The organism is Paraburkholderia phymatum STM815 (genome assembly GCF_000020045.1).
GTDB classification, from domain to species: Bacteria; Pseudomonadota; Gammaproteobacteria; order Burkholderiales; family Burkholderiaceae; genus Paraburkholderia; species Paraburkholderia phymatum.
Genome location: NC_010622.1, coordinates 1,130,490 through 1,153,124 on the forward strand (window position 1 = coordinate 1,130,490; position 22,635 = coordinate 1,153,124).

General features: G+C 62.8%; 14 protein-coding genes and 2 tRNA genes. 10 read left to right on the forward strand and 6 right to left on the reverse strand.

The features are described from left to right. Positions 1 to 8 precede the first annotated feature (8 nt). Positions 9 to 1,154: a glycerate kinase family protein gene (locus tag BPHY_RS05115; RefSeq protein ID WP_012400414.1), complete on the reverse strand. Its 1,146-nt coding sequence runs from the start codon at positions 1,152 to 1,154 to the stop codon at positions 9 to 11. A gap of 507 nt (positions 1,155 to 1,661) precedes the next feature. Between BPHY_RS05115 and tig the strand changes: the two genes are divergently transcribed. The 8 genes from tig to BPHY_RS05155 all read left to right on the forward strand — a co-directional run bounded on the left by tig (position 1,662) and on the right by BPHY_RS05155 (position 10,848). Continuing rightward, positions 1,662 to 3,008, forward strand: a complete 1,347-nt coding sequence (tig, locus tag BPHY_RS05120) for a trigger factor (protein ID WP_012400415.1) — start codon at positions 1,662 to 1,664, stop codon at positions 3,006 to 3,008. A gap of 182 nt (positions 3,009 to 3,190) precedes the next feature. Further along, positions 3,191 to 3,850, forward strand: coding sequence for an ATP-dependent Clp endopeptidase proteolytic subunit ClpP (gene clpP, locus BPHY_RS05125; RefSeq protein WP_007585897.1), 660 nt, complete (start codon positions 3,191 to 3,193; stop codon positions 3,848 to 3,850). Between the two features lie 207 nt (positions 3,851 to 4,057). After that, complete coding sequence (clpX, locus tag BPHY_RS05130) at positions 4,058 to 5,329, forward strand: ATP-dependent Clp protease ATP-binding subunit ClpX (RefSeq protein ID WP_012400416.1); 1,272 nt, start codon at positions 4,058 to 4,060, stop codon at positions 5,327 to 5,329. A 183-nt stretch (positions 5,330 to 5,512) separates the two neighbouring features. Then, on the forward strand, positions 5,513 to 7,930 hold the full coding sequence (gene lon, locus BPHY_RS05135) for an endopeptidase La (protein WP_012400417.1): 2,418 nt from the start codon (positions 5,513 to 5,515) through the stop codon (positions 7,928 to 7,930). Between the two features lie 360 nt (positions 7,931 to 8,290). After that, a complete protein-coding gene (locus BPHY_RS05140; RefSeq protein WP_007585907.1) occupies positions 8,291 to 8,563 on the forward strand; it encodes an HU family DNA-binding protein in 273 nt (90 codons plus the stop codon). Positions 8,564 to 8,631: 68 nt separating this feature from the next. Then, a tRNA-Val gene (locus BPHY_RS05145) sits at positions 8,632 to 8,707 on the forward strand. Positions 8,708 to 8,748: 41 nt separating this feature from the next. After that, a tRNA-Asp gene (locus tag BPHY_RS05150) sits at positions 8,749 to 8,825 on the forward strand. A 94-nt stretch (positions 8,826 to 8,919) separates the two neighbouring features. After that, a complete protein-coding gene (locus BPHY_RS05155; protein ID WP_012400418.1) occupies positions 8,920 to 10,848 on the forward strand; it encodes a SurA N-terminal domain-containing protein in 1,929 nt (642 codons plus the stop codon). A 113-nt stretch (positions 10,849 to 10,961) separates the two neighbouring features. Here BPHY_RS05155 and BPHY_RS05160 read toward each other — a convergent pair whose 3' ends face one another. After that, complete coding sequence (locus BPHY_RS05160) at positions 10,962 to 11,303, reverse strand: hypothetical protein (RefSeq protein WP_012400419.1); 342 nt, start codon at positions 11,301 to 11,303, stop codon at positions 10,962 to 10,964. Positions 11,304 to 11,447: 144 nt separating this feature from the next. Beyond that, complete coding sequence (locus BPHY_RS05165) at positions 11,448 to 12,185, reverse strand: arylesterase (RefSeq protein ID WP_041763316.1); 738 nt, start codon at positions 12,183 to 12,185, stop codon at positions 11,448 to 11,450. Here BPHY_RS05165 and BPHY_RS05170 point away from each other — a divergent pair. Then, positions 12,184 to 12,870, forward strand: coding sequence for an ABC transporter ATP-binding protein (locus BPHY_RS05170; protein WP_012400421.1), 687 nt, complete (start codon positions 12,184 to 12,186; stop codon positions 12,868 to 12,870). The genes BPHY_RS05165 and BPHY_RS05170 overlap by 2 nt on opposite strands. A gap of 93 nt (positions 12,871 to 12,963) precedes the next feature. Here the strand turns inward: BPHY_RS05170 and pgi are convergent, their stop codons facing one another. From pgi to BPHY_RS05185, 3 genes are all read right to left on the reverse strand, one after another. Beyond that, on the reverse strand, positions 12,964 to 14,586 hold the full coding sequence (gene pgi / locus BPHY_RS05175) for a glucose-6-phosphate isomerase (RefSeq protein WP_012400422.1): 1,623 nt from the start codon (positions 14,584 to 14,586) through the stop codon (positions 12,964 to 12,966). Between the two features lie 266 nt (positions 14,587 to 14,852). Then, positions 14,853 to 16,445 carry a bifunctional ADP-dependent NAD(P)H-hydrate dehydratase/NAD(P)H-hydrate epimerase gene (locus BPHY_RS05180; protein ID WP_012400423.1) on the reverse strand — a complete coding sequence of 531 codons (1,593 nt, stop codon included), beginning with the start codon at positions 16,443 to 16,445 and terminating at the stop codon, positions 14,853 to 14,855. Between the two features lie 111 nt (positions 16,446 to 16,556). Further along, complete coding sequence (locus BPHY_RS05185; RefSeq protein ID WP_012400424.1) at positions 16,557 to 17,858, reverse strand: FAD-dependent oxidoreductase; 1,302 nt, start codon at positions 17,856 to 17,858, stop codon at positions 16,557 to 16,559. Positions 17,859 to 18,341: 483 nt separating this feature from the next. Between BPHY_RS05185 and purL the strand changes: the two genes are divergently transcribed. Then, positions 18,342 to 22,421 carry a phosphoribosylformylglycinamidine synthase gene (purL, locus tag BPHY_RS05190; RefSeq protein ID WP_012400425.1) on the forward strand — a complete coding sequence of 1,360 codons (4,080 nt, stop codon included), beginning with the start codon at positions 18,342 to 18,344 and terminating at the stop codon, positions 22,419 to 22,421. Positions 22,422 to 22,635: the final 214 nt, after the last annotated feature.

The window sequence follows — 22,635 nt, forward strand, 5'->3', positions numbered from 1 at the left end:
TCGCGCGGTCAACGCGGGCCGTACCTGAGTCGCGTCATCTGCTCGGCTTCGTTTGCAAGCAGCGTGGCTGCGTCGCGAATCGCCACTTCGAGCGTGATCGGGCCGGGGGCTGGCGAGAAGCATCCGCTGAAGTGCTCTGCGAGCTTGGGCAACGCGGACGAGTCGACGGCACCCGAAAGCAGCGTGGCCGGCACGCCCGCCGCGCACGCATGCCGGCATGCGATGAAGGGCGCCTTGCCGTGCAGCGTTTGTACGTCGGAACGACCTTCCCCCGTGATCAGCCAGTTCGCGCCTTGGAGTGCGGCATCCAGACCGACCTCGCGCGCGACGACTTCGGCACCCGGTTCGAAGTCCGCGCCCAGCAGATGCAGTGCAAAACCCAGGCCGCCCGCGGCGCCCGCGCCAGGCTGGTTGCGCGCGACACGATTCATCGCCGGTTCGACCAGATCGGCGAAGCGGGCGAGGGCGGCATCGATCGCGCCGACCTGTTCCGGCTGCACGCCCTTCTGCGGCCCGAAGACTGCGGTTGCGCCGTGATCGCCGGTAAGCGGGTTGTCGACATCCGACATGCCGACGAATGTCGCTTCGCGCAGACGCGCATCGAGCCCCGATGCGTCGACGCGCGCCAGTTGCGCAAGCTGTTCAGGCGTGGCGTCGAGCTCATGTCCCTGCGCATCGAACAGCTTGAGGCCGAGCCCGACGAGCAGGCCAGCTCCGCCGTCGTTCGTGCTGCTGCCGCCGAGCGCGACGAAGAAGCGCCGCACGCCGGCGTCGAGCAGCGAGCGGATCGCCTCGCCCACGCCGCGCGTCCCGCGTTTTTCGACGGGAACGCCCATGCCGACCGGGTCCGTGATGCCGACGACTTCCGCTGTTTCGATGATCGCGCTGCCGTCCGCGAGCAAGCCCGTCGCGGCCTCGCGGGCGGGGCCGGCCGCACCGCGCACGGTCAGCATGCGGCGTTCGCCGCCGCGGGTCAGCATCGCGTCGAGCGTGCCTTCACCGCCGTCGGCCATCGCGCAAATGCGGATCGTGGCGTCGGACCGCGCGCGCAGAATGCCCGTCGCGATGGACTGCGCGACCTGCTCGGCCGAAAGCGAACCTTTGAACGAGTCGGGGGCGATGACGACGATGGGCGCGGACGACGTATTCGGCATGGTGTCTCAGATGATTGGTATAAGGAGGCATCGCTACCGCTGCCGCGATGCTGAAGCGCCGGGACGTCCGTCCGTGAAGGGCAGGCGTGCCGGGATGTGGTGAAGCTTATCAGCATGCGGCGCGCGACTGAATATACCCGAAGGTATAGGCAGAATTGACTTTGGTTCACAGTTCGCGCTGCGACCGGCGGCGCACGGAAGCATTTCGAACCGTCTATCGCGCGGCCGGCAAGCCGCCAGAAGCCGCGAAACAGCGAATCCGGCTAGGCGCGCAAATTGTTTGCTAAAATATTCGGCTCTCTGACCCAAACTGTGCCGCCGGCGGCCTCACAGCCCGCGCAGAGAGGCATGCGATCGATGTCACACCTCAGTGAGCGAAGCGAAGCGGCGACCTTGCGCAAGAGCGTATCAACACGCGGCGTCGGGCGCGCTACGCAAAGCGGACATCGACAGGCGGCGCAGACAAGATAACTGATTCGCTCGAATAATTTTAGGACGATTGAAGCCATGGCTAACGTTGTTGAAAACCTCGGCAAGCTCGAACGCCGCGTGACGATTTCCCTGCCGAAGGACGCCGTGCAGAAGGAAGTGGACTCGCGTATCCGCCAACTCGCGAAGAACGTGCGCATGCCGGGCTTCCGCCCGGGCAAGGTTCCGCTCAAGATGGTGACGCAGCAGTATGCGGGTCAGGTGGAAGCCGAAGTGCTGAGCGACAAGGTTGGCAAGCAATTCTTCGATATCAGCCGCGCGGAGAACCTGCGCGTGGCTGGCCAGCCGAGCTTCGCCCCGAAGGCGGACGCCGTTGAAGGCGACTACGCATTCGACGCGACATTCGAGGTTTACCCGGAGGTGAAGCTGGGCGACGTCGCCACGGCTGAGATCGAACGCACGAAGACCACCATCAGCGACGCGGAAATCGACCGCACGCTGGACATCCTGCGCAAGCAGCGGGTGCACTACCACGCTCGCGGCGAAGCGGGCGAGCACGGCGACGGCGGTGCGGATACGGCAGCCAAGGACGGCGATCGCGTGACGGTCGACTTCGTCGGCAAGATCGACGGTGAAGCATTCCAGGGCGGCACCGCAGACGACTTCGCGTTTGTCCTCGGCGAAGGCCGCATGCTGCCGGAATTCGAAAAGGCAGCGCTTGGCCTAAAGGTCGGCGAGTCGAAGGAGTTCGACCTTGCCTTCCCGGAGGACTATCACGGCAAGGAAGTCGCCGGCAAGACCGCGCAGTTCGCGATCACGATGAAGAAGATCGAGTGGCCGCACCTTCCCGAGATCGACGCTGAATTCGCGAAGTCGCTCGGCATCGAAGACGGTGACCTGACGAAGATGCGCAATGAAATCAGGGACAACCTCGAGCGCGAAGCGAAGCGCCGCACGCAGGCTGTCGTGAAGAACCAGGTAATGGACGCGCTCCTGAAGATCTCGGAACTCGACGTGCCGAAGGCGCTGATCGAGCAGGACCAGCAGCGACTCGTCGAAATGGCGCGTCAGGATCTGGTGCAGCGCGGCGTACCGAACGCCAAGGACGCACCAATCCCCGCAGAAATGTTCGCCGAGCAGGCCGAGCGCCGCGTCAAGCTGGGCCTGGTGCTGGCGGAACTGGTGAAGGCCAACGAACTGCAGGCGAAGCCGGAGCAGATCCGCGCGGAAGTCGACGAATTCGCGAAGAGCTACGAAGACCCGAAGGAAGTCGTGCGCTGGTATTATTCGAACCAGCAGCGCCTGGCCGAGATGGAAGCGTATGTCGTTGAATCCAACGTCGTCGATTTCGTCCTGAGCAAGGCAAAGGTGACGGACAAGGAAGTGAGCTTCGAAGAGCTGGCAAGCGCAACGGCGCAAGCGTAATAGCATCGCTGCAACGGCGTGCCGGCTGTCCGAACGACGGCCCGCACGCCGTTTTTGCATCTGCGCACGGTCTTCATGCTAAAACAGCGCGTGTCGACCGTGGCAGCTCTTGAAGAAGCGAGCGGCTGCACCCACTTGTCCAGAACCGATTATCAGAACATTTCCTGACAAGGATCCATTGCATGACCTTTCGCGCTCAAATGCTGGACACGTTGACCTCGCAGTCGTCGCGAGATCGGGATCTCGAAGCGCAAGCGCTCGGCCTCGTGCCGATCGTGGTCGAAACGAGCGGCCGCGGTGAACGTTCGTATGACATCTACTCGCGCCTGCTAAAGGAGCGCGTGGTGTTTCTGGTCGGCGAGGTGAATGATCAGACCGCCAACCTGGTGATTGCGCAGTTGCTGTTCCTCGAAAGCGAAAATCCGGACAAGGACATCAGCTTCTACATCAACAGCCCGGGCGGCTCGGTGTCAGCGGGGATGGCGATCTACGACACGATGCAATTCATCAAGCCAGACGTATCGACGCTCTGCATGGGTCTTGCGGCCAGCATGGGCGCATTCCTGCTGGCAGCAGGCGCGAAGGGCAAGCGTTTCGCGCTGCCGAACGCACGCGTGATGATTCACCAGCCGCTGGGCGGCGCGCGCGGCCAGGCGTCGGACATCGAAATTCAGGCGCGCGAAATCCTGTACTTGAAGGAGCGCCTGAACCAGTTGCTGTCGCACCACACGGGTCAACCCGTCGAGCGCATCCAGCGCGACACCGACCGCGACAACTTCATGTCGGGCGACGACGCGCAGGCGTACGGTCTCGTCGATCAGGTTCTGCACAAGCGGCCGTAATCAATCGCTGAAACATGGCTGATCCGGAGCGCTTTTTCCTCCAATTGGGGGGAGAGCGCCGGCGCAAAACCTTGTGAAATAATAAGACCCGTCTGAACGCCTGCGGCAAACGCCGTCACAGCTTTTGCGCATCCGTCCCGCCCCGGACTGAACGAGGCGGGCAAACGGCGTATCATGTCATTCGAGTGTCCGGAGGCTCACACATCTATGGCGGACAAGAAAGGTTCGAACAGCGAGAAGCTGTTGTATTGCTCGTTCTGCGGCAAAAGTCAGCACGAGGTTAAGAAACTGATTGCTGGCCCGTCGGTATTCATCTGCGATGAATGTATCGACCTGTGCAACGAAATCATTCGCGACGAAGCAGCGGGCGCGGGTCTGGAAACGGGCCTGTCCAAGTCCGATCTGCCGAGTCCTCAAGAAATTCGCGACATTCTCGATCAATACGTGATCGGGCAAGAGCGCGCGAAGAAAATTCTCGCGGTCGCGGTGTACAACCACTACAAGCGTCTGAAACATCTCGACAAGAAGGACGATGTCGAGTTGTCGAAGAGCAACATCCTGCTGATCGGCCCGACGGGCTCCGGCAAGACGCTGCTCGCGCAGACCCTTGCGCGCCTTCTGAACGTGCCGTTCGTGATCGCCGACGCGACCACGCTGACGGAAGCCGGCTATGTCGGCGAAGACGTCGAGAACATCATTCAGAAGCTGCTGCAAAACTGCAATTACGAAGTCGACAAGGCGCAGCGCGGTATCGTCTATATCGACGAAATCGACAAGATCAGCCGCAAGTCGGACAACCCGTCGATCACCCGCGACGTGTCGGGCGAGGGCGTCCAGCAGGCTCTGCTGAAGCTTGTCGAAGGAACGATGGCGTCGGTGCCGCCGCAAGGCGGTCGTAAGCATCCGAACCAGGATTTCATCCAGGTCGATACGACCAATATCCTGTTCATCTGTGGCGGTGCGTTCGATGGCCTCGAAAAGGTGATCGTCGATCGTACGGAAAAGACGGGCATCGGCTTCGGCGCGAGCGTCAAGAGCAAGCAGGATCGTGACGCAGGCGAAGTGCTGCGCGAAGTCGAACCAGAAGATCTCATCAAATTCGGCCTGATTCCAGAACTGATCGGACGTTTGCCCGTCGTGGCGACGCTCGGCAAGCTGGACGAAACCGCGTTGATGAAGATTCTGGTCGAACCAAAGAATGCACTCGTCAAGCAGTATCACAAGCTGTTCAACATGGAACGCGTCGAGCTGGAGATTCGTCCCGCCGCGCTGCAAGCCATTGCCCGCAAGGCTATCCGTCGCAAGACGGGGGCACGCGGCTTGCGGTCCATCCTGGAACAGGCATTGCTTGACGTAATGTATGAATTGCCGGCAATGAAGGGCGTGAGCAAAGTCATTATTGACGACAATGTCATTGATGGCGACGGAAAGCCTTTACTGATCTACGAGGACGCGCCAAAGGTGGCGGGTTCGAATTGATCGGCTGCCCGATTTTTGAAAAAAAGCCGTTCATGGCGACGTGAACGGCTTTTTTCGTTTATCGTGTCGACAGGATGGACCGTTTTTCTGGAGTCACTGAACTTTTCCCACACGCGAAGGCTTGCAATCTTTTTTGGCGGCCTCAACTATCGAACAAACTGATTCCACTCATGGGGAAATGAAATGTCAGGAACCCAACTCCTCCCGCCGGAACGCGTCACACTTCCGCTGCTCCCGCTGCGCGACGTAGTCGTTTTCCCTCACATGGTGATCCCGCTCTTCGTGGGGCGCCCAAAGTCGATCAAAGCGTTGGAAGCCGCGATGGAAGGCGGCAAGCACATCATGCTTGTTGCCCAGAAAACGGCGGCCAAAGACGAGCCGACCGAAAAGGACATGTATGAGGTTGGCTGTATCGCCAACATCCTGCAGATGCTCAAGCTGCCCGACGGCACGGTGAAGGTGCTGGTCGAAGGTCTGCAGCGTGCGAAGACGCTGTCGATCGAAGAGCAGGAAACGCAATTCTCGTGCGAAGTCATGCCGCTCGAGCCCGATCACGCCGATAGCGCTGAAACGGAAGCGCTGCGCCGGGCGATCGTCTCGCAGTTCGACCAGTACGTGAAACTGAACAAGAAGATTCCGCCGGAGATCCTGACCTCGCTGTCGGGCATCGACGAGGCCGGTCGTCTTGCCGACACCATCGCCGCGCATTTGCCGCTCAAGCTCGACCAGAAGCAGCAGATTCTTGAAATGTTCCCGGTCATCGAGCGCCTCGAGCATCTGCTCGCGCAACTCGAAGCCGAGATCGACATCCTGCAGGTTGAAAAACGCATCCGCGGACGCGTCAAGCGTCAGATGGAGAAGAGCCAGCGCGAGTACTACCTGAACGAACAGGTCAAGGCGATCCAGAAGGAACTGGGCGAAGGCGAAGAAGGTGCCGATCTCGAAGAACTCGAGAAACGCATCGCCGCCGCGCGCATGCCGAAGGAAGCCAAGAAGAAGGCCGACGCCGAGCTGAAGAAGCTCAAGCTGATGTCGCCGATGTCGGCGGAAGCGACGGTCGTGCGCAACTACATCGACACGCTGATCGGCCTGCCGTGGCGCAAGAAGAGCAAGGTCAACAACGACCTCTCGAATGCGGAGCGCGTGCTGGACGAAGACCATTTCGGTCTCGAGAAGGTCAAGGAGCGCATTCTCGAGTACCTCGCGGTTCAACAGCGCGTGGACAAGGTGAAGGCGCCGATCCTGTGCCTCGTCGGGCCTCCGGGCGTTGGTAAGACGTCGCTGGGCCAGTCGATTGCACGCGCAACGAATCGCAAGTTCGTGCGCATGGCGCTGGGGGGCGTGCGTGATGAAGCGGAGATCCGCGGCCACCGTCGTACGTACATCGGTTCGATGCCGGGCAAGATCCTGCAGAGCCTGACCAAGGTCGGCGTGCGCAATCCACTCTTCCTGCTCGACGAAGTTGACAAGATGGGCATGGATTTCCGCGGCGATCCGTCATCGGCGCTGCTCGAAGTGCTCGATCCGGAACAGAACCACACGTTCGCCGACCATTACGTCGAAGTCGACTTCGACCTGTCGGACGTGATGTTCGTCGCGACGTCGAACTCGCTGAACATTCCGCCGCCGCTGCTCGACCGGATGGAAGTGATCCGTCTGTCGGGCTACACGGAAGACGAGAAGGTCAGCATCGCGCAACGTTATCTGCTGCCGAAGCAGAAGAAGAACAACGGCCTGAAGGAAGGCGAGATCGAGGTCACGGAAGCAGCGATCCGCGACATCATTCGCTACTACACGCGTGAAGCGGGTGTGCGTTCGCTCGAGCGTGAAGTGTCGAAGATCTGCCGCAAGGTCGTGAAGATGCTTCTGTTGAAGAAGGCGGACAAGGCGGTGACGGTCGACGGCAACAACCTCGACACGTTCCTCGGCGTGCGCAAGTATGACTTCGGTCTGGCCGCGAAGGAGAACCAGACCGGTCAGGTCACGGGTCTCGCATGGACGGAAGTCGGCGGCGATCTGCTGACGATCGAAGCGGCCGTGATGCCGGGCAAGGGCAATGTGATCCGCACGGGTTCGCTTGGCGACGTGATGAAGGAATCCGTCGAAGCCGCGCGCTCGGTGGTGCGTTCGCGTTCGCGCCGTCTCGGTATCAAGGACGAAGCGTTCGAGAAGCAGGACATCCACATCCACGTGCCGGAAGGAGCGACACCGAAGGACGGCCCGTCCGCCGGCATCGCGATGACGACGGCGCTGGTGTCGGTGCTCACGGGCATCCCCGTGCGAGCTGACGTCGCGATGACGGGCGAGATCACGCTGCGCGGCGAAGTGTTGCCGATCGGCGGGCTGAAAGAGAAGCTGCTGGCAGCGCATCGCGGCGGCATCAAGCTCGTGCTGATTCCGGAGGAAAACGTCAAGGATCTGACGGAGATTCCGGACAACGTGAAGAACGCGATTGAGATCGTTCCGGTTCGCTGGATCGACAAGGTGCTGGAGCTGGCGCTCGAAAGGGCGCCGTCGGCACTGCCGGAAGAGGAGCCGAAGGCGGCTGCGCCCGTCAGTGAATCGAAAGAGTCTGGCGCAAGCGACGTAGTGAAACACTAAACGCCTTGCACGCATCGCTGAGTTCGCTCGGTCGGTAGCCATCAAAAACCCGCGGCTTTGCCCGCGGGTTTTTTTGTTCACGCGATGCAAACGTTTGCTCGCATACGTATGCAATCGCGAGATTGGACCGCTATCCAGGATGCCGTACGGCGCCCCGCAAACTCGTTGCGCTTGCATCGACCGTTTGCAGGATTTCGTGTTGGGTGGCCGCCCGCCAAGCCCTTCGAATCGGGCGCAATCCCGCTTGACACAAGGGTTTCGGACCATTCTAATGAGTGGCCGGCAACTTCTGCCGCGCCGTATATAACCGGGCGCTTAAGCGCTTTCATGATTGCCCAACAACATTCTCGGGGGCTTGGAATGAATAAAACGGAATTGATCGATCACATCGCGCAACAAGCCGACATTTCGAAAGCGGCAGCAGGGCGCGCATTGGATGCAGTGATCGGTGGCGTCAAAGGCACGTTGAAAAAGGGTGGTTCGGTGACGCTGGTTGGCTTCGGCACGTTCGCCGTCGGCAAGCGCACGGCGCGCACGGGTCGCAATCCGCGCACGGGCGCAGCAATCAAGATCAAGGCGGCCAAGGTTCCTAAATTTAGGCCTGGCAAAGCGCTGAAGGATGCGTTAAACTAACGGGCTCGCTGCTTGATGAGCGAGTCAATGCAAGTTGACAGGTAATCAGGCGGCGGCAATCTCGGAGCGGGTGCTTAGCTCAGTTGGTAGAGCGGCGCCCTTACAAGGCGTAGGTCGGGAGTTCGAGCCTCTCAGCACCCACCAGTTCCAGATTGAAGTGACGTGCTGCAGAATCTGCAGCAAAAGGAGTGGTAGTTCAGTCGGTTAGAATACCGGCCTGTCACGCCGGGGGTCGCGGGTTCGAGTCCCGTCCACTCCGCCAGTATCCTAGAAAGGCGAACTCCGGTTCGCCTTTTTTATTGCCCGCTGTTGTACTATCGGGCGTTCCGTTTTTGGCATCCGACTTTTGCCTCCTCATGCTCGATTTCTTCCGTAATCACCAACGTCTGATGATGTTCATGCTCATCCTGGTCATCTTGCCGGGTTTGGGTTTCGTCGGTATCCAGGGTTTCCGTGGTTTCTTTGACGAGAGCGCAAACGTCGCGAGCGTCAATGGGCACAAGATCACGCGTGGCGAGTTCGACAACGCATGGCGCCAGCAGATGGACCGCGCGCGTCAGATGCTCGGCGCGCAGTTCGACGCGAAGATGTTCGACACGCCGGAGCGGCGCAAAGACATGCTCGACGGTCTGATCCAGCAGCGTGTGCTGGCCGACGAAACGCAGCGCCTGCACCTGACGGTGTCCGACGACGCGCTGCGTCGCGCGTTGCTCGCGGATCCCGTGATCGGATCGTTGAAGAATCCGGACGGCTCGATCGACGTGAACAAATACAAAGAACTCCTTGCGATGCAGGGCATCACGCCCGATCAGTACCAGGAGCAGGTGCGCTACAGCATGTCGATGCAACAGCTGCCGGCTGCCATCACGCAGACGTCGTTCACGCCGAAGACGCTCGCCCAGCATCTCACCGAACTCGCCGAGCAGCAGCGCGAAGTGCAGGGTCTCGCGTTCCGTGCAAAGGAGTACGAGTCGAAGGTGCAGCCGACGGATGCGCAGATCCAAGCTTACTACGATGCCCATCGCGACGACTTCGCGACGCCGGCAACGGCGACTATCCAGTATCTGGTGCTGTCGCCTGCGACGCTCGCGGCAGCGGCGAATCCCAGCGACGCCGAGCTGAAGAAGTACTACGACGACAATATCGCGCATTTCCGCACGCCGGGCGAAGTGCGCGCCAGCCACATCCTGATCGTGGCGCCGAAGGATGCAAGCTCAGCCGACAAGGAAAAGGCGAAACAGAAGGCGCGAGAAGTCCTCGCGCAGGTGAAGGCGCACCCTGACCAGTTCGCGCAACTTGCGCAGCAGAATTCGCAGGATCCGGGTTCGGCGTCGAAGGGCGGCGATCTCGGCTACTTCAGCCCGGGCATGATCGCAGGCGGCAAGGCGTTCGACGACGCCGTGTTCAAGATGAAGAAGGACGAGGTCAGCGATCTGATCCAGTCGGACTTTGGCTATCACATTGTGAAGGTGACGGACGTGAGGCCGTCGGTGACAAAGCCGTTCGAGGAAGTGAAAGACTCGATCGCCAAAGATCTCAAGGCGCAACTGGCGACCAAGGCATTCGGCGACGATTCGGAAGGTTTCACGTCGACGGTCTACGAACAGGCGAAGAGCCTGCAACCGGCTGCCGACAAATACAAGCTGCAGATCCAGACCGCGACGGTCACGCCGCGCGCCAACAGCGCGTTGCCGCCGGATAGCCCGCTGAACAATGCGAAATTCCTTGCTGCGGTTTTCGCGAACGATTCGGCCAAAGACCGCAACAACACGCAGGCAATCGACGTGGGCAACAACACGCTGATCGCAGCGCACGTGACCGACTACAAGCCGGCCGCCGTACCCGCGCTGGCGGTCGTCAGGGACGCCGTGCGTCAGAAGGTTGTCGCCCAGCGGGCAGCCGATCTCGCGCGAAAGGAGGGCGAAGCGAAGTTGGCCGATCTGCGCAAGTCGAAGTCGACGGACGGCTTCTCGTCCGCGCTAAAGGTATCGCGCAACGACGCGCAGGGCGTACCGCCTGCTGCATTGGGTGCTATTTACAAGGCCGATGCGCAAAAACTGCCTGCTTACGTCGGTGTCGATCTGGGCGCGGATGGTTATGCGATCTACCGCGTGAATTCGATCGTGCCGCCTGCGCCGACGGATGCGCAGCGTCTGACGTCGGCGCAGCAGCAGATCGCGTCGGTGAATGCGCAAGCTGAAGCGGAATCCTATCTCGATGCGTTGCGTGCCCGTTCGAAGGTAAAGATTTACGGCTCGCTCGAGAACCCGCAATCGGGCGAATAAGCCGTTCGACGGAAGTCGCTGGTTGCGACTTCATTGCCGCCACAACAGAAAGCCCCGCAAGTTGCGGGGCTTTTGTTTCGCTGCCGAGAAGCGCGAGGAACGCGAGGAACGCGTTACAGGCAGGCGCTGATATCGCCCGTGGCGTCGCTGCCGGCGCCGCCAGCCGCGCGGAAGCCGACCCACGTGCCGCCGCCCTGATAAGCCGGACGCACGATGGCGGCCGCGCCATTCGGCGGTTGCTGGCCGGGGACATACACGTCCATCGCTGCGTCGTTCGCCATCGTGTTCTGTGCCACCACCTGCTGCTGCGTCTTGTCAGCCCACTTCTTGGCAATGCACTGGCCGACGACCTTTGGCGGCTGCTGACTGGTGCCGACGGACTGCACACCGGCAGGCGGTTGCGCTGCGCAAGCAGAAATGGTTATAGCCATAGCGATAATCGGTAAGTATTTCACGTTATCTCCTTCCAGAAATCGCTCAAATAGAGCCGGTTGTCGGATCATGCAATCACCTATCTGAACCGACCGTACCTGGTCACGTTTCCCAATCGTTTGGAAAACCGGTTGTCCGCGCGCGCCGTCTCTTTCTCGGCAACGCGCTCATTGGGGCGAGGTGTGGAGCAGCGGCTTCAGCGCCGGCCACACGTTGTCCAGTAGCAGGGGCTGTGCCCGTTGCGTCGGATGAATCTGATCAGACTGGAACATGTCTGGCTTGTCTTCGATTCCGGCGAGGAGGAATGGGACGAGCGGCACGCGCAACTGCTTCGACAGTTGTCCATAGAGGGCGTGGAACTTCTGCGTGTAGTCGGGCCCGTAGTTGGGCGGCACGTACATCCCGACGAGCAGAACCTTCGCGTGTCCTTGCTGGGCCTGTTCGACGATCGTGCGCAGGTTGTCTTCCGTCGTGCTCAGCGGGACACCGCGCAGCGCGTCGTTGGCGCCGAGCTCGACGATTACGATGGCCGGCTTGAGCCGTTGCATCAGCGCGGGCAAGCGGGCGCGCCCGCCGCTCGTGGTGTCGCCGCTGATGCTCGCATTCGCAACGTTATAATCGATCTGCGCATTCGACAGTCGCTGGCGCATCAAGGAAACCCAGCCCGTGTCCCGGGGCAAGCCGTATTCGGCGGAGAGGCTGTCGCCAAGTACGACGATGGTCGGCTTCGACGATTGTGCGTTACTGCCTGCCGCGCTTCGGGTTGCTGCCGCCGCACCCGCGCTCGTGTCGCCCGTTGCATGAGCGGGCATCGAGAAAGTCGCGGCGAGCAGGATAGGGAAACAGGCTGCCGTCAGCGCTGTCACGAACGAAATGGCGCGTACTTTCAATCTACGCTTCACCATGTCAAAGAAAACCGATCCAGTCATCGAAGTGCGGGGGTTGTGCAAGACGGTTAAGGACGCGACGGGCGAGCTGACGATCCTCGACAACATTGACCTGTCAATTCAGGCGAGCAGCCGCGTGGCAATCGTCGGCGCGTCGGGCTCGGGCAAGTCTACGCTGCTCGGCTTGCTTGCGGGATTGGACAGCGCGACATCCGGGTCGGTTCGTCTGCTCGGCCGCGAACTGACGGAGCTCGACGAGGACGGCCGCGCCGCGTTGCGCAATGGTTCAGTCGGGTTCGTGTTCCAATCCTTCCAGTTGATGCCGCATCTGACGGCGTTCGAGAACGTGACGCTTCCCCTCGAGTTGCAAGGCGGACTCCCGGCACGCGACATTCATGCGCGCGCGCGGACATTGCTGACGCAGGTTGGCTTGGGGGAGCGCATGCGGCACTATCCGAAGCTGCTATCGGGCGGCGAACAGCAACGCGTGGCGTTGGCGCGCGCGTTCGCCACGCATCCCGCCATCCTGTTCGCCGACGAGCCGACAGGCAGCCTCGATGCGGCGACGGGCCATGCGGTTATCGATCTGATGTTCGAGATGAATCGTGCGAACGGCGCGACACTCGTGCTGGTGACGCATGATGTCGAGCTGGCGCGCCGCTGCGATACCACCGTGACGATTGAAGCAGGGCGTCTGATCTGAGCAGATCCAAGCGTGCATTGCAGGCGAAAAAAACGGGCCTTCGTGACGAAGGCCCGTTTGGTTTCGAGCGCTTGAATGGGCGGATGCGCCGGATCAGCGCTTCAGCGCCGCACGCGCACGCGCGATCAACGCCGAAGTGGACGAGTCGTGCTTCGTTTCATCGACAGTGGCCGCCGTCAGATCGGCTTCGACCACCTTGCCGAGAATCTTGCCCAGCTCGACGCCCCACTGGTCGAACGAGTTGATGTTCCAGACCGTGCCTTGCACGAGCACCTTGTGTTCGTACAGCGCGATCAGCGCGCCGAGCGAACGGGCGGTGAGGGCGTCAACGAGCAGCGTCGTGGTCGGACGGTTGCCGGGGAACATGATGTGCGGCACGAGGTCGGGCTTGTCCCGTCCCGCCACTTTCTCAGCTTCCTCCCGCGTGCGGCCGAGCATCAGCGCTTCGCTTTGCGCGAAGCAGTTAGCCAGTAGCTTCGGATGATGGGACACGAGGGGATGCTCGGGCGTAAGCACGGCGACGAAGTCGATCGGGACGATGGTCGGCCCCTGGTGCAACATCTGAAAGAACGCATGCTGGCCGTTCGTGCCGGGCTCGCCCCACGTGACGGCCGACGTGTCGTAGGTGACGAACGAGCCGTCCAGGCATGCCTGCTTGCCGTTGCTTTCCATCTCCAGCTGCTGCAGGTACGACGGCAGGAAGTGGAGTGCCTCGGAGTACGGCGCGACCAGATAGCTCTGCGAGCCGAAGAAGTTGCGATACCAGATGCCGATCATGCCCATCAGCACGGGCAGGTTGCGTTCCAGCGGCGCGCTGCGGAAATGCTCGTCCATCTCGTTCGCGCCCGCTAGCAGTTCGTCGAACTGCTTCGGACCGATGGCGATCACGATCGACAGACCGACGGCCGACCACAGCGAATAACGCCCGCCAACCCAGTCCCACATCTCGAACACATTCTCCTGAGCGATGCCGAACTTGACGACTTCGGCGGGATTCGCCGACACGCCGACGAAGTGCTTCGCCAGCTCGCTCTCCGGGCAACCTTTCTGGATGAACCAGTCGCGCAGCGAGTTCGCATTGGTCATCGTTTCGAGCGTCGTGAATGTCTTCGACACGATGATCGCGAGCGTTTCTTCGGGATTGATCTGTTGAAGCACGCGGTAGAGGTCCGCGCCGTCGACGTTTGATACGAAGTGCGTAGAAATTTCAGGCGTAGCGAGGTGTTGCAGCGCGTGCACGACCATCTTCGGACCGAGATCGGACCCGCCGATGCCGATGTTCACGACATGGCGAATGCGCTTGCCCGTATAGCCCGTCCATTCGCCGCTGCGAACCTTGTCAGCGAACGCCGCCATTTTTGCGCGCTCGGCCTGCACCTTGCCGTAGAACGGTGACGTCGGGTTGCTCGCGCGCAGCGCCGTGTGCAGGACCGCGCGGCCTTCCGTCGGATTGACGGTTTCGCCCGCGAACATCGCGTCGCGGCGTGTCTCGACCTGTGCTTCGCGCGCGAGCTGCACGAGCAGCTTGAGGGTGTCGTCGGTGATGCGGTTTTTCGAAAAATCGGCTGCGAGACCGCCGCCGGAGAGCGTAAAGCGTTCGGCGCGGGTCGGCGCGGGATCGTTCTCGGGTGCAAACCAGTCGCGCAGGCGCGCATCGCGAATCTGTCCGTAGTGTGTCTGCAGCGAGTTCCAGGCGGGGAGCGAGTTGAGAGTCATAACCGTCCGTCTAACGAAGGGAAACGAATGGCCGGCCGCACGTCGGGCGTGCCGGGGGTGATCTGCAGTCGCGCAGTTGGCTGAGCGGTCCGGTCGCCGGATGCGCGGCGGCGTGTTCCGTGCCCCGTCAGCGGGCGTCTGCAGTTCGCGTCGCGGCCGTTGGACGGCCGTGACGCAGTCAACCAGTATAGCGGGCCAGGATGACAGCCGGGATAGAGGGGCACGCACCCAGATAACGGGACGCCCGCCGCGGTGCGCGCCGGACGTCAGTCACGCAACGGATAGACGAGCCGATTCAACAGCTTGCGCACCATCGGCGCGAGCTCGCCTGCCGTCAGGCCTGCGGGCCCTCTACCGCGCACGGTGAGCTTTTCCGCTGCGAGACCATGCAGATAGACGCCCGCGAGCGCAGCCTCATAGTGCGGCAGCCCCTGGCTGAGCAATGCGCCTATCAGGCCGCCGAGGACGTCCCCCGTGCCGCCCGTCGCGAGCGCCGCATTCCCCGTCGGGTTGACGCAGACACGACCATCCGCCGCCGCGATCACCGTACCTGTCCCCTTCAGCACGGCGACGCACGCGTAACGCGCCGCGAGTTCGCGCGCTGCCGCCAGCCTGTCGCGCTGCACGCTCTTCGCGTCCGAACCGAGCAGGCGCGCCGCTTCGAGCGGATGGGGCGTCAGCACGCACGGATCGTTCCCCGTTTCACCGCGCTGCTTCACGGCGGCGGCGAGCTCGGCATGGTGGGCGACGAGATTCAGCGCGTCGGCGTCCAGCAATGTGGGAACCTTCAGGCGCAGCACGTCGCGCAACACGCCGACGGCGCGTTCGCGCTTGCCCATGCCGCAGCCGATCGACAGCGCGTCCATTGTCGCGAGCGGTAGTTCGTCGAGCGGATGGAGCATCAGCTCAGGGTGCGGCGGGTCGTACGGCGGACTGCCTGCACCGAGGAAGGCGACATGAACCTTGCCCGCGCCGGCAAATAAGGCGGCGCGCGCGGCCAGAATGGGCGCGCCGCACATGCCCGTGTCGCCGCCCACGACGGCGAGACTGCCGAACGTGCCTTTGTGTGTCGAGAAATCGCGCGGCGGGAAATACGGGACGAACAGGGCAGGCCCGTTCAACCGGACAGCCGGCTGACGCGGCCCTTCGACGCCAATTGGCGCAACCGTCACGTCGCCGGCCAGATCGCGTCCTGACGACATGAACAGCCCGGGCTTGGCGCCGATGAACGTGACCGTGTTGGTCGCGCGCACCGCGACGCCGCCTTCGACGACGTTGCCCGTGTCGCTGTCGAGGCCGCTCGGTACGTCGAGTGCAAGCACGCGGCCGCGCGTCTTGGCACGTGCCGACAGCTGCGTCGCGATCGACTCGAACACCCCTTCCAGCCGTCGCGCGAGCCCGATACCGAACATGCCGTCGACCACCCAGCCGTAACGATCGAACGAGGCAGGCACGGCGTTCGAGATGGCGACGCCCGCAGCGCGCGCTTCGGTGAGCGCCCAGCGGGCATCGTCGGGCCTCACTTCGACGGGCATGCAGACTTCCACAGCGACGCCCGCGCGCCGCAGTTCCGCCGCAACGACGAGCGCATCGCCGCCGTTGTTACCGGGCCCGGCGACGAGCCACACGGGCTGGTAAGGATCGGCCGAGCCGTCGTGCGCGATATGTTCGAGCAGGAAGCGCGCGCCCGCGTGTCCGGCACGTCCCATCAACGTATGGGCAGGCAGCGACGCCCCGGCATCTTGTTCGAGCGCGCGCAATTCGGCGACGCTCAGCAGCGTGAACGGGCGGTCGTACGGGTTGATGAGAACGGCTTGAGCCGGGGGCAATGAGGGAATAGCGAGAGGGGCATCGGTCATGGCATCCTGCAAGAGCAACACGGTATGCCCATGGTAGTGGCATTGCGCGTGTCGATGCCAGTACCACCTAAGGCATAGGACGAATGACCGTCCCATGCCGGATCTGCGTACTCAGGCGTTGAAGCGCTCGGGGCGAAGCGCCACAATTGTGTCGGACGGCAGGTCCGAGGGTACGCCGGACACGAGGCTTGCGATCAGCTTGCCCGAGCCGCACGCGAGACCCCAGCCGACGGGACCGTGCGCTGCGTTGACATAGAGCCGTGGATGCAGCGCATTGCCCGTCACGGGCAGGCCGTCCGGCGACAGCAGCTTCACACCCTCCCACGGCAGCGCCGCCGAAATGCGCGCGGCACCTGGCACCCAGTCGTGCGTCGCCTGGCTGAGCAGCGCCAGGGCGTCCTTCGTGAGCGACTCGGGCAGCGGCTGGCGCGTCTGGGTCGCGCTTTGCAGCACCGCGCCGCCTGCGATGCGCAGCCTGTGATTGCTGCGCGTGATCGTGATCCGCTTGACGGCATCGATCACAGTCGTATGCGGCGCGAATTCCTCGCGCGCAACGGGTGCGACGAGGTTATGCAGCCGCAGCGGATGCAATGGCAGATGCAGGCCGAGCTTGTCCAGCAATGCAAGACTGCCCACGCCCGCCGCGACGACGACGGCATCTGCGCTGATCACATCGACTTCGCGCGAACGCAGCGATTCGCCATTCGCGGGCGCCAGTTCGACGGCAGCGCGCTGATTATCAAGACGAATGCCCGTCACTTCGCGCCCGCACTGGAATTGCACGCCGCCTTGCGAGTCGAGCGTCTGTTTGATTAGCTTCGCGAACAGCGGACAATTCGCCGTGCCTTCGTCGTCGAACAGCACGCCGCCTGCGAAATGCGGATCGAGCGGAATGGAATGCTCGATGGCTTGACATTCCTGCGGACTCAGCACGTGATGAGGCACCTCGAACTGTCGGAGCAGGTCGAGGGCAGGCTGGGTGTGTTCCCAATCCTGCTGGCTGCGCACCAGATACAGCTGGCCTTTCGTCTGTTCGAATTCCAGGTTGAAGTGATGCTCGATTTCGTCGAGCGATTCGCGCGCCGATTCGATCAGAGGACGCAGCAGCGCATATTGCTTCTTGAATGCCTCGGGTTCGGTTAAGGCCGACAGCCTGCGGATGAAATCGCGAACCGGCCCGTTGAAACCCGTTTTTTTGATGACGCCGCTTCTGGACGACTGGCGGTGCTGCATGAAGGTCGGTCCGAACCAGACGTCGAGCGGCGTGGGCAGCAGCGTGCCACCATGTCCATAAGTGGCGCCCTGCGCGACCGTGGCGTGCCGTTCGACGACGCACACCCGGTGACCGGCCGCGCGAAGCTGATAGGCGGTGGCGACGCCGACGATCCCGCCGCCAATGACGATGACATCCATGATTAATTCGTATTGCCGTCGGCACGCGTGGGGCCAGGCGTATTTCGCGACATGCGGCGCGGCGCGACAGCCGATACTGCGCCGATCTGATGAAAGGCGGAATGATAGCAGTCAAACGACCCGCCCGGCAGGCTGCCGTTCGGCGTGGAAAGCATCGTTTGATGCCGGTGCCCATGCCCGCCGCGACGCGCGCAAACTGTGCATGCGGCCTACCACAAGTGGCCGGAACCGCGTCCCAAAATGATTCGGGAAAGGGCCGGCGACCCGCGCATGCGTCAGCATCCTCACCATACGGGCGCGCAGACGATGAGGCAGCCCAGGTTTGCCGGACCTTCCCGGGTTATAATCTCCGACTTCCTTACGCCTCACGTCGCCTCCACGCGCGACTGTCCGAGCGGTTGCCTGAAGCAATCGAGCAAGCAACCGGGCAAACAGTCGCGGGCGGCATCCAGCGACGCAACCGATCGACGCAACGTCAAGTTCATGGCCCACTTCTCGTGTTTTCCCGGCGCTTCGGCCCTTTCCGATTTCCGTCAAACCCGTCTGCTCGATACCTTGTCGCGCATCGACGCCAGCATCGTCGGCGTGCGCGGCCAGTATCTGCATTTCGTGAATTCGCAGACGCCGCTTTCGTCGGAAGACAGCGCGAAGATCGAAGCGCTGATGCACTACGGTGACCCGTTCGACGCAGGCAAGGACAAGGGCGCCGCCGAGACCTTCCTCGTCGTGCCGCGCTTCGGCACTGTCTCGCCGTGGGCGAGCAAGGCCACGGATATCGCGCACCATTGCGGCCTCGCGCACGTGCGCCGCATCGAGCGCGGCGTCGAGTACACGGTCGTGCTGAAAGGCGGACTGCTTGGCGGCAAGAAGGCGTTGTCGGAGGCGGCGCGCGCGGCCGTCGTCGCGGCCCTGCATGACCGGATGACGGAAAGCGTCGCGCCGTCGCGCGACCACGCGATGCACCTGTTCGACGAGCTACCCGCCAAGCCGCTGCAAACGGTCGGCGTGCTGACGGATGGCCGCCAGGCGCTCGAGAAGGCGAATTCGGAACTGGGTCTCGCGCTAGCCGATGACGAAATCGACTACCTCGCGGATGCATTCACGAAGCTCGGCCGCAATCCGACCGACGTCGAGCTGATGATGTTCGCGCAGGCCAACAGCGAACACTGCCGCCACAAGATTTTCAACGCGAGCTGGACGATCGACGGCGAAACGCAGGACATGTCGCTGTTCAACATGATCCGCAACACGGAAAAGCTCAATCCGCAGGGCACGATCGTCGCGTATTCGGATAATTCGTCGATCATGCAGGGCGGCATGGCAGAGCGCTGGTTCCCGCGCAAGCCGGCGCACGCCGACGAGCTGGGCGAACGCTATGGGCGTCATACCGAGTTGACGCACACGCTGATGAAGGTGGAGACGCACAACCACCCGACGGCCATCTCGCCGTTCCCGGGCGCCGCGACGGGCGCAGGCGGCGAAATCCGCGACGAAGGCGCGACAGGCCGTGGTGCGCGTCCGAAGGCGGGTCTCACGGGCTTCACCGTGTCGAATCTCGAGCTGCCCGACGCCCGCGAGCCGTGGGAAAACGCGCGCGATGCGAACCAGCCCGTCGGCCATCGCAATGCCGCCGATCAGTTCGCCACCTACGGTCGTCCGGACCGCATCGCATCGCCGCTGCAGATCATGATCGATGGGCCGCTCGGCGGCGCCGCGTTCAACAATGAGTTCGGTCGCCCGAATCTCGGCGGCTATTTCCGTACCTACGAGCAGAACGTCGCGGGCCGCGTGCGCGGCTATCACAAGCCCATCATGATCGCGGGCGGCCTCGGCAACGTGTCCGACCAGCACACGCACAAGCACGATCTGCCCGCCGGCTCGCTGCTGATCCAGATCGGCGGTCCCGGCATGCGCATCGGCATGGGCGGCGGCGCGGCAAGCTCGATGGCGACGGGCACGAACACGGCCGAACTCGACTTCGATTCCGTCCAGCGCGGCAATCCGGAAATCGAGCGGCGCGCTCAGGAAGTGATCAACTCGTGCTGGCAGCTGGGCGAGGGCAACCCGATCCTGAGCATTCACGACGTCGGCGCAGGTGGCCTGTCGAACGCATTTCCGGAACTCGTCGATGGCGCGGACAAGGGCGCGTTGTTCGAATTGCGCAAGATCCAGCTCGAAGAAAGCGGCCTGTCGCCGCGCGAAATCTGGTCGAACGAAGCGCAAGAGCGCTATGTGCTGGCCATCCCGCCGACGCGCCTCGAAGAGTTCGCGGCCATTTGCGAGCGCGAGCGCTGCCCGTTCGCAGTGGTCGGCGCGGCTACGGCCGAGCGCCAGCTGAAGCTGATCGACGCCGACAAGGCGGACGGCAGCGCGCATGAACCCGTCGACATGCCGATGGAAGTGCTGCTCGGCAAGCCGCCGCGCATGCATCGCGACGTGAAGCGCGAGTCGACGCCGCTGCAGCCCGTCGACGTCACGCACATCGCGCTGCACGAGGCAGCCGTCAACGTGCTGCGTCACCCGACGGTGGCGAGCAAGTCGTTTCTGATCACGATCGGCGACCGCTCGGTGGGCGGAACGACGGCCCGCGATCAGATGGTCGGCCCGTGGCAGGTGCCCGTCGCCGACTGTGCGATCACGACGGTCGATTACGCGGGCTTTCGCGGCGAAGCGATGACGATGGCCGAGCGCACGCCGCTCGCGGTAATCGACGCGCCGGCGTCGGGCCGCATGGCCGTCGGCGAAGCGGTGACGAACATCGCGTCGGCACCCATCGCGTCGCTCGACAAGCTGAAGCTGTCGGCAAACTGGATGGCCGCGTGCGGCAGCCCGGGCGAAGATGCGGCGCTGTACGACACGGTGAAGGCAATCGGCATGGAACTGTGTCCGGCGCTCGGCATCGGCATTCCCGTCGGCAAGGACTCGCTGTCGATGCGCACGAAGTGGGCGGATGGCAACGTCGAGAAGGAAGTGGTCGCACCCGTTTCGCTAATCATTTCGGCATTCGCACCTGTGGAGGACGTACGCCGTCATCTGACGCCGCAGCTGATGAGCGTCCGGGAAGCGGGCGAGACGGTGCTGATCGCGATCGACCTTGGACGCGGCAAGCAGCGCCTGGGCGGCAGCATTTTGGCGCAGGTGACGCAGCAGGTGGGCGATACGGTGCCCGACGTCGACGACGCCGAAGACCTGAAGCGTTTCTTCGCCGCCATTCAGGCGCTCAACGCGGACGGCAAGCTGCTCGCATATCACGACCGCTCGGACGGCGGTCTGTGGACGACCGTTTGCGAAATGGCGTTCGCGGGGCACGTGGGCGTTTCGCTGAACGTCGACATGCTGACGCTCGATCCCGATCACGAATTCGATTACGGTGACGCGAAGGATTGGACGAAGCAGACGAGCGGCCGTCGCGAAGACCGCACTATCCGTGCACTGTTCAACGAAGAACTCGGCGCGGTGGTGCAGGTGCGTGCCGCCGATCGTGACGCGGTGCTCGCCGCGTTGCGCGAGCATGGCCTGTCGGCGTGTTCGCACGTGATCGGCAAGCCGAACACGAACGACATGATCGAAATTTACCGCGACGCGAAAAAGATCTTCGACGCGCCGCGCGCCGAACTGCATCGCACGTGGAGCGAGGTGAGCTGGCGTATCGCGCGTCTGCGCGACAACCCGGCATGCGCCGACGCGGAGTTCGAGATGCTGCTCGATACGGCGGATCCGGGCATGCAGCCGCATCTGTCGTTCGATCCCGTCGAGGACGTTGCTGCGCCGTTCGTCGGCAAGGGCGCGCGTCCGCGTGTCGCGATCCTGCGCGAGCAGGGCGTGAACTCGCACCTCGAAACCGCGTACGCATTCGACCGCGCGGGCTTCGATGCGCACGACGTTCACATGAGCGATCTGCTGTCGGGCCGTGCGACGCTCGCCGATTTCGCGGGCGCCGTCGCGTGCGGCGGCTTTTCCTATGGCGACGTGCTGGGTGCGGGCGAGGGCTGGGCAAAGACGATCCGCTTCAACGCGCAACTGGCCGACATGTTCGCCGCGTTCTTCGGCCGCAGCGACACGTTTGCGCTCGGCATCTGCAATGGCTGCCAGATGATGAGCAGCCTCGCGTCGATGATTCCCGGCGCGGACGCATGGCCGAAGTTCACGCGCAACAAGTCGGAGAAATTCGAAGCGCGTTTCTCGCTGGTCGAAGTGCAATCGTCGCCGTCGATTTTCTTCGCGGGCATGGAAAGCTCGCGCATCCCTGTCGCCGTTGCACACGGCGAGGGTTTCGCGGACTTCTCGCAGCAGGGCGATGCATCGCGTGTCGCGGTGGCGCTGCGGTATGTGGATCATCGCGGTCAGCCGACCGAGCAGTATCCGTTCAATCCTAACGGCTCGCCGGCGGGGATTACGTCGGTGACGACGCCGGACGGACGCTTTACCGTGCTGATGCCGCATACCGAGCGTGTGCACCGCAACGTGCAGATGAGTTGGCATCCCCAGGCATGGAAGGAAAGTGCGACGGATGGCAGCCCGTGGATGCGGGTGTTTCAAAATGCGCGGAAGTGGCTCGGGTAAGGCTTTGTTTTTCCGCCTGCGCGGCGCGAGCGGTTTTTCGTGTTCGCGCCGCTGGTGGGCTTGGACGGTAGGTTCGCGGGCATTCGCGGTTTGCTCTGGTTTGCCGGCGTTTGCAAGCGAGTGCTGCCCCGCATAGGGGCAACGCACGAACACCAACATAAAATCGCGAACGCCAGCGAGCATAGCCAACCTGCATCTGCAAGAAAAACATTGC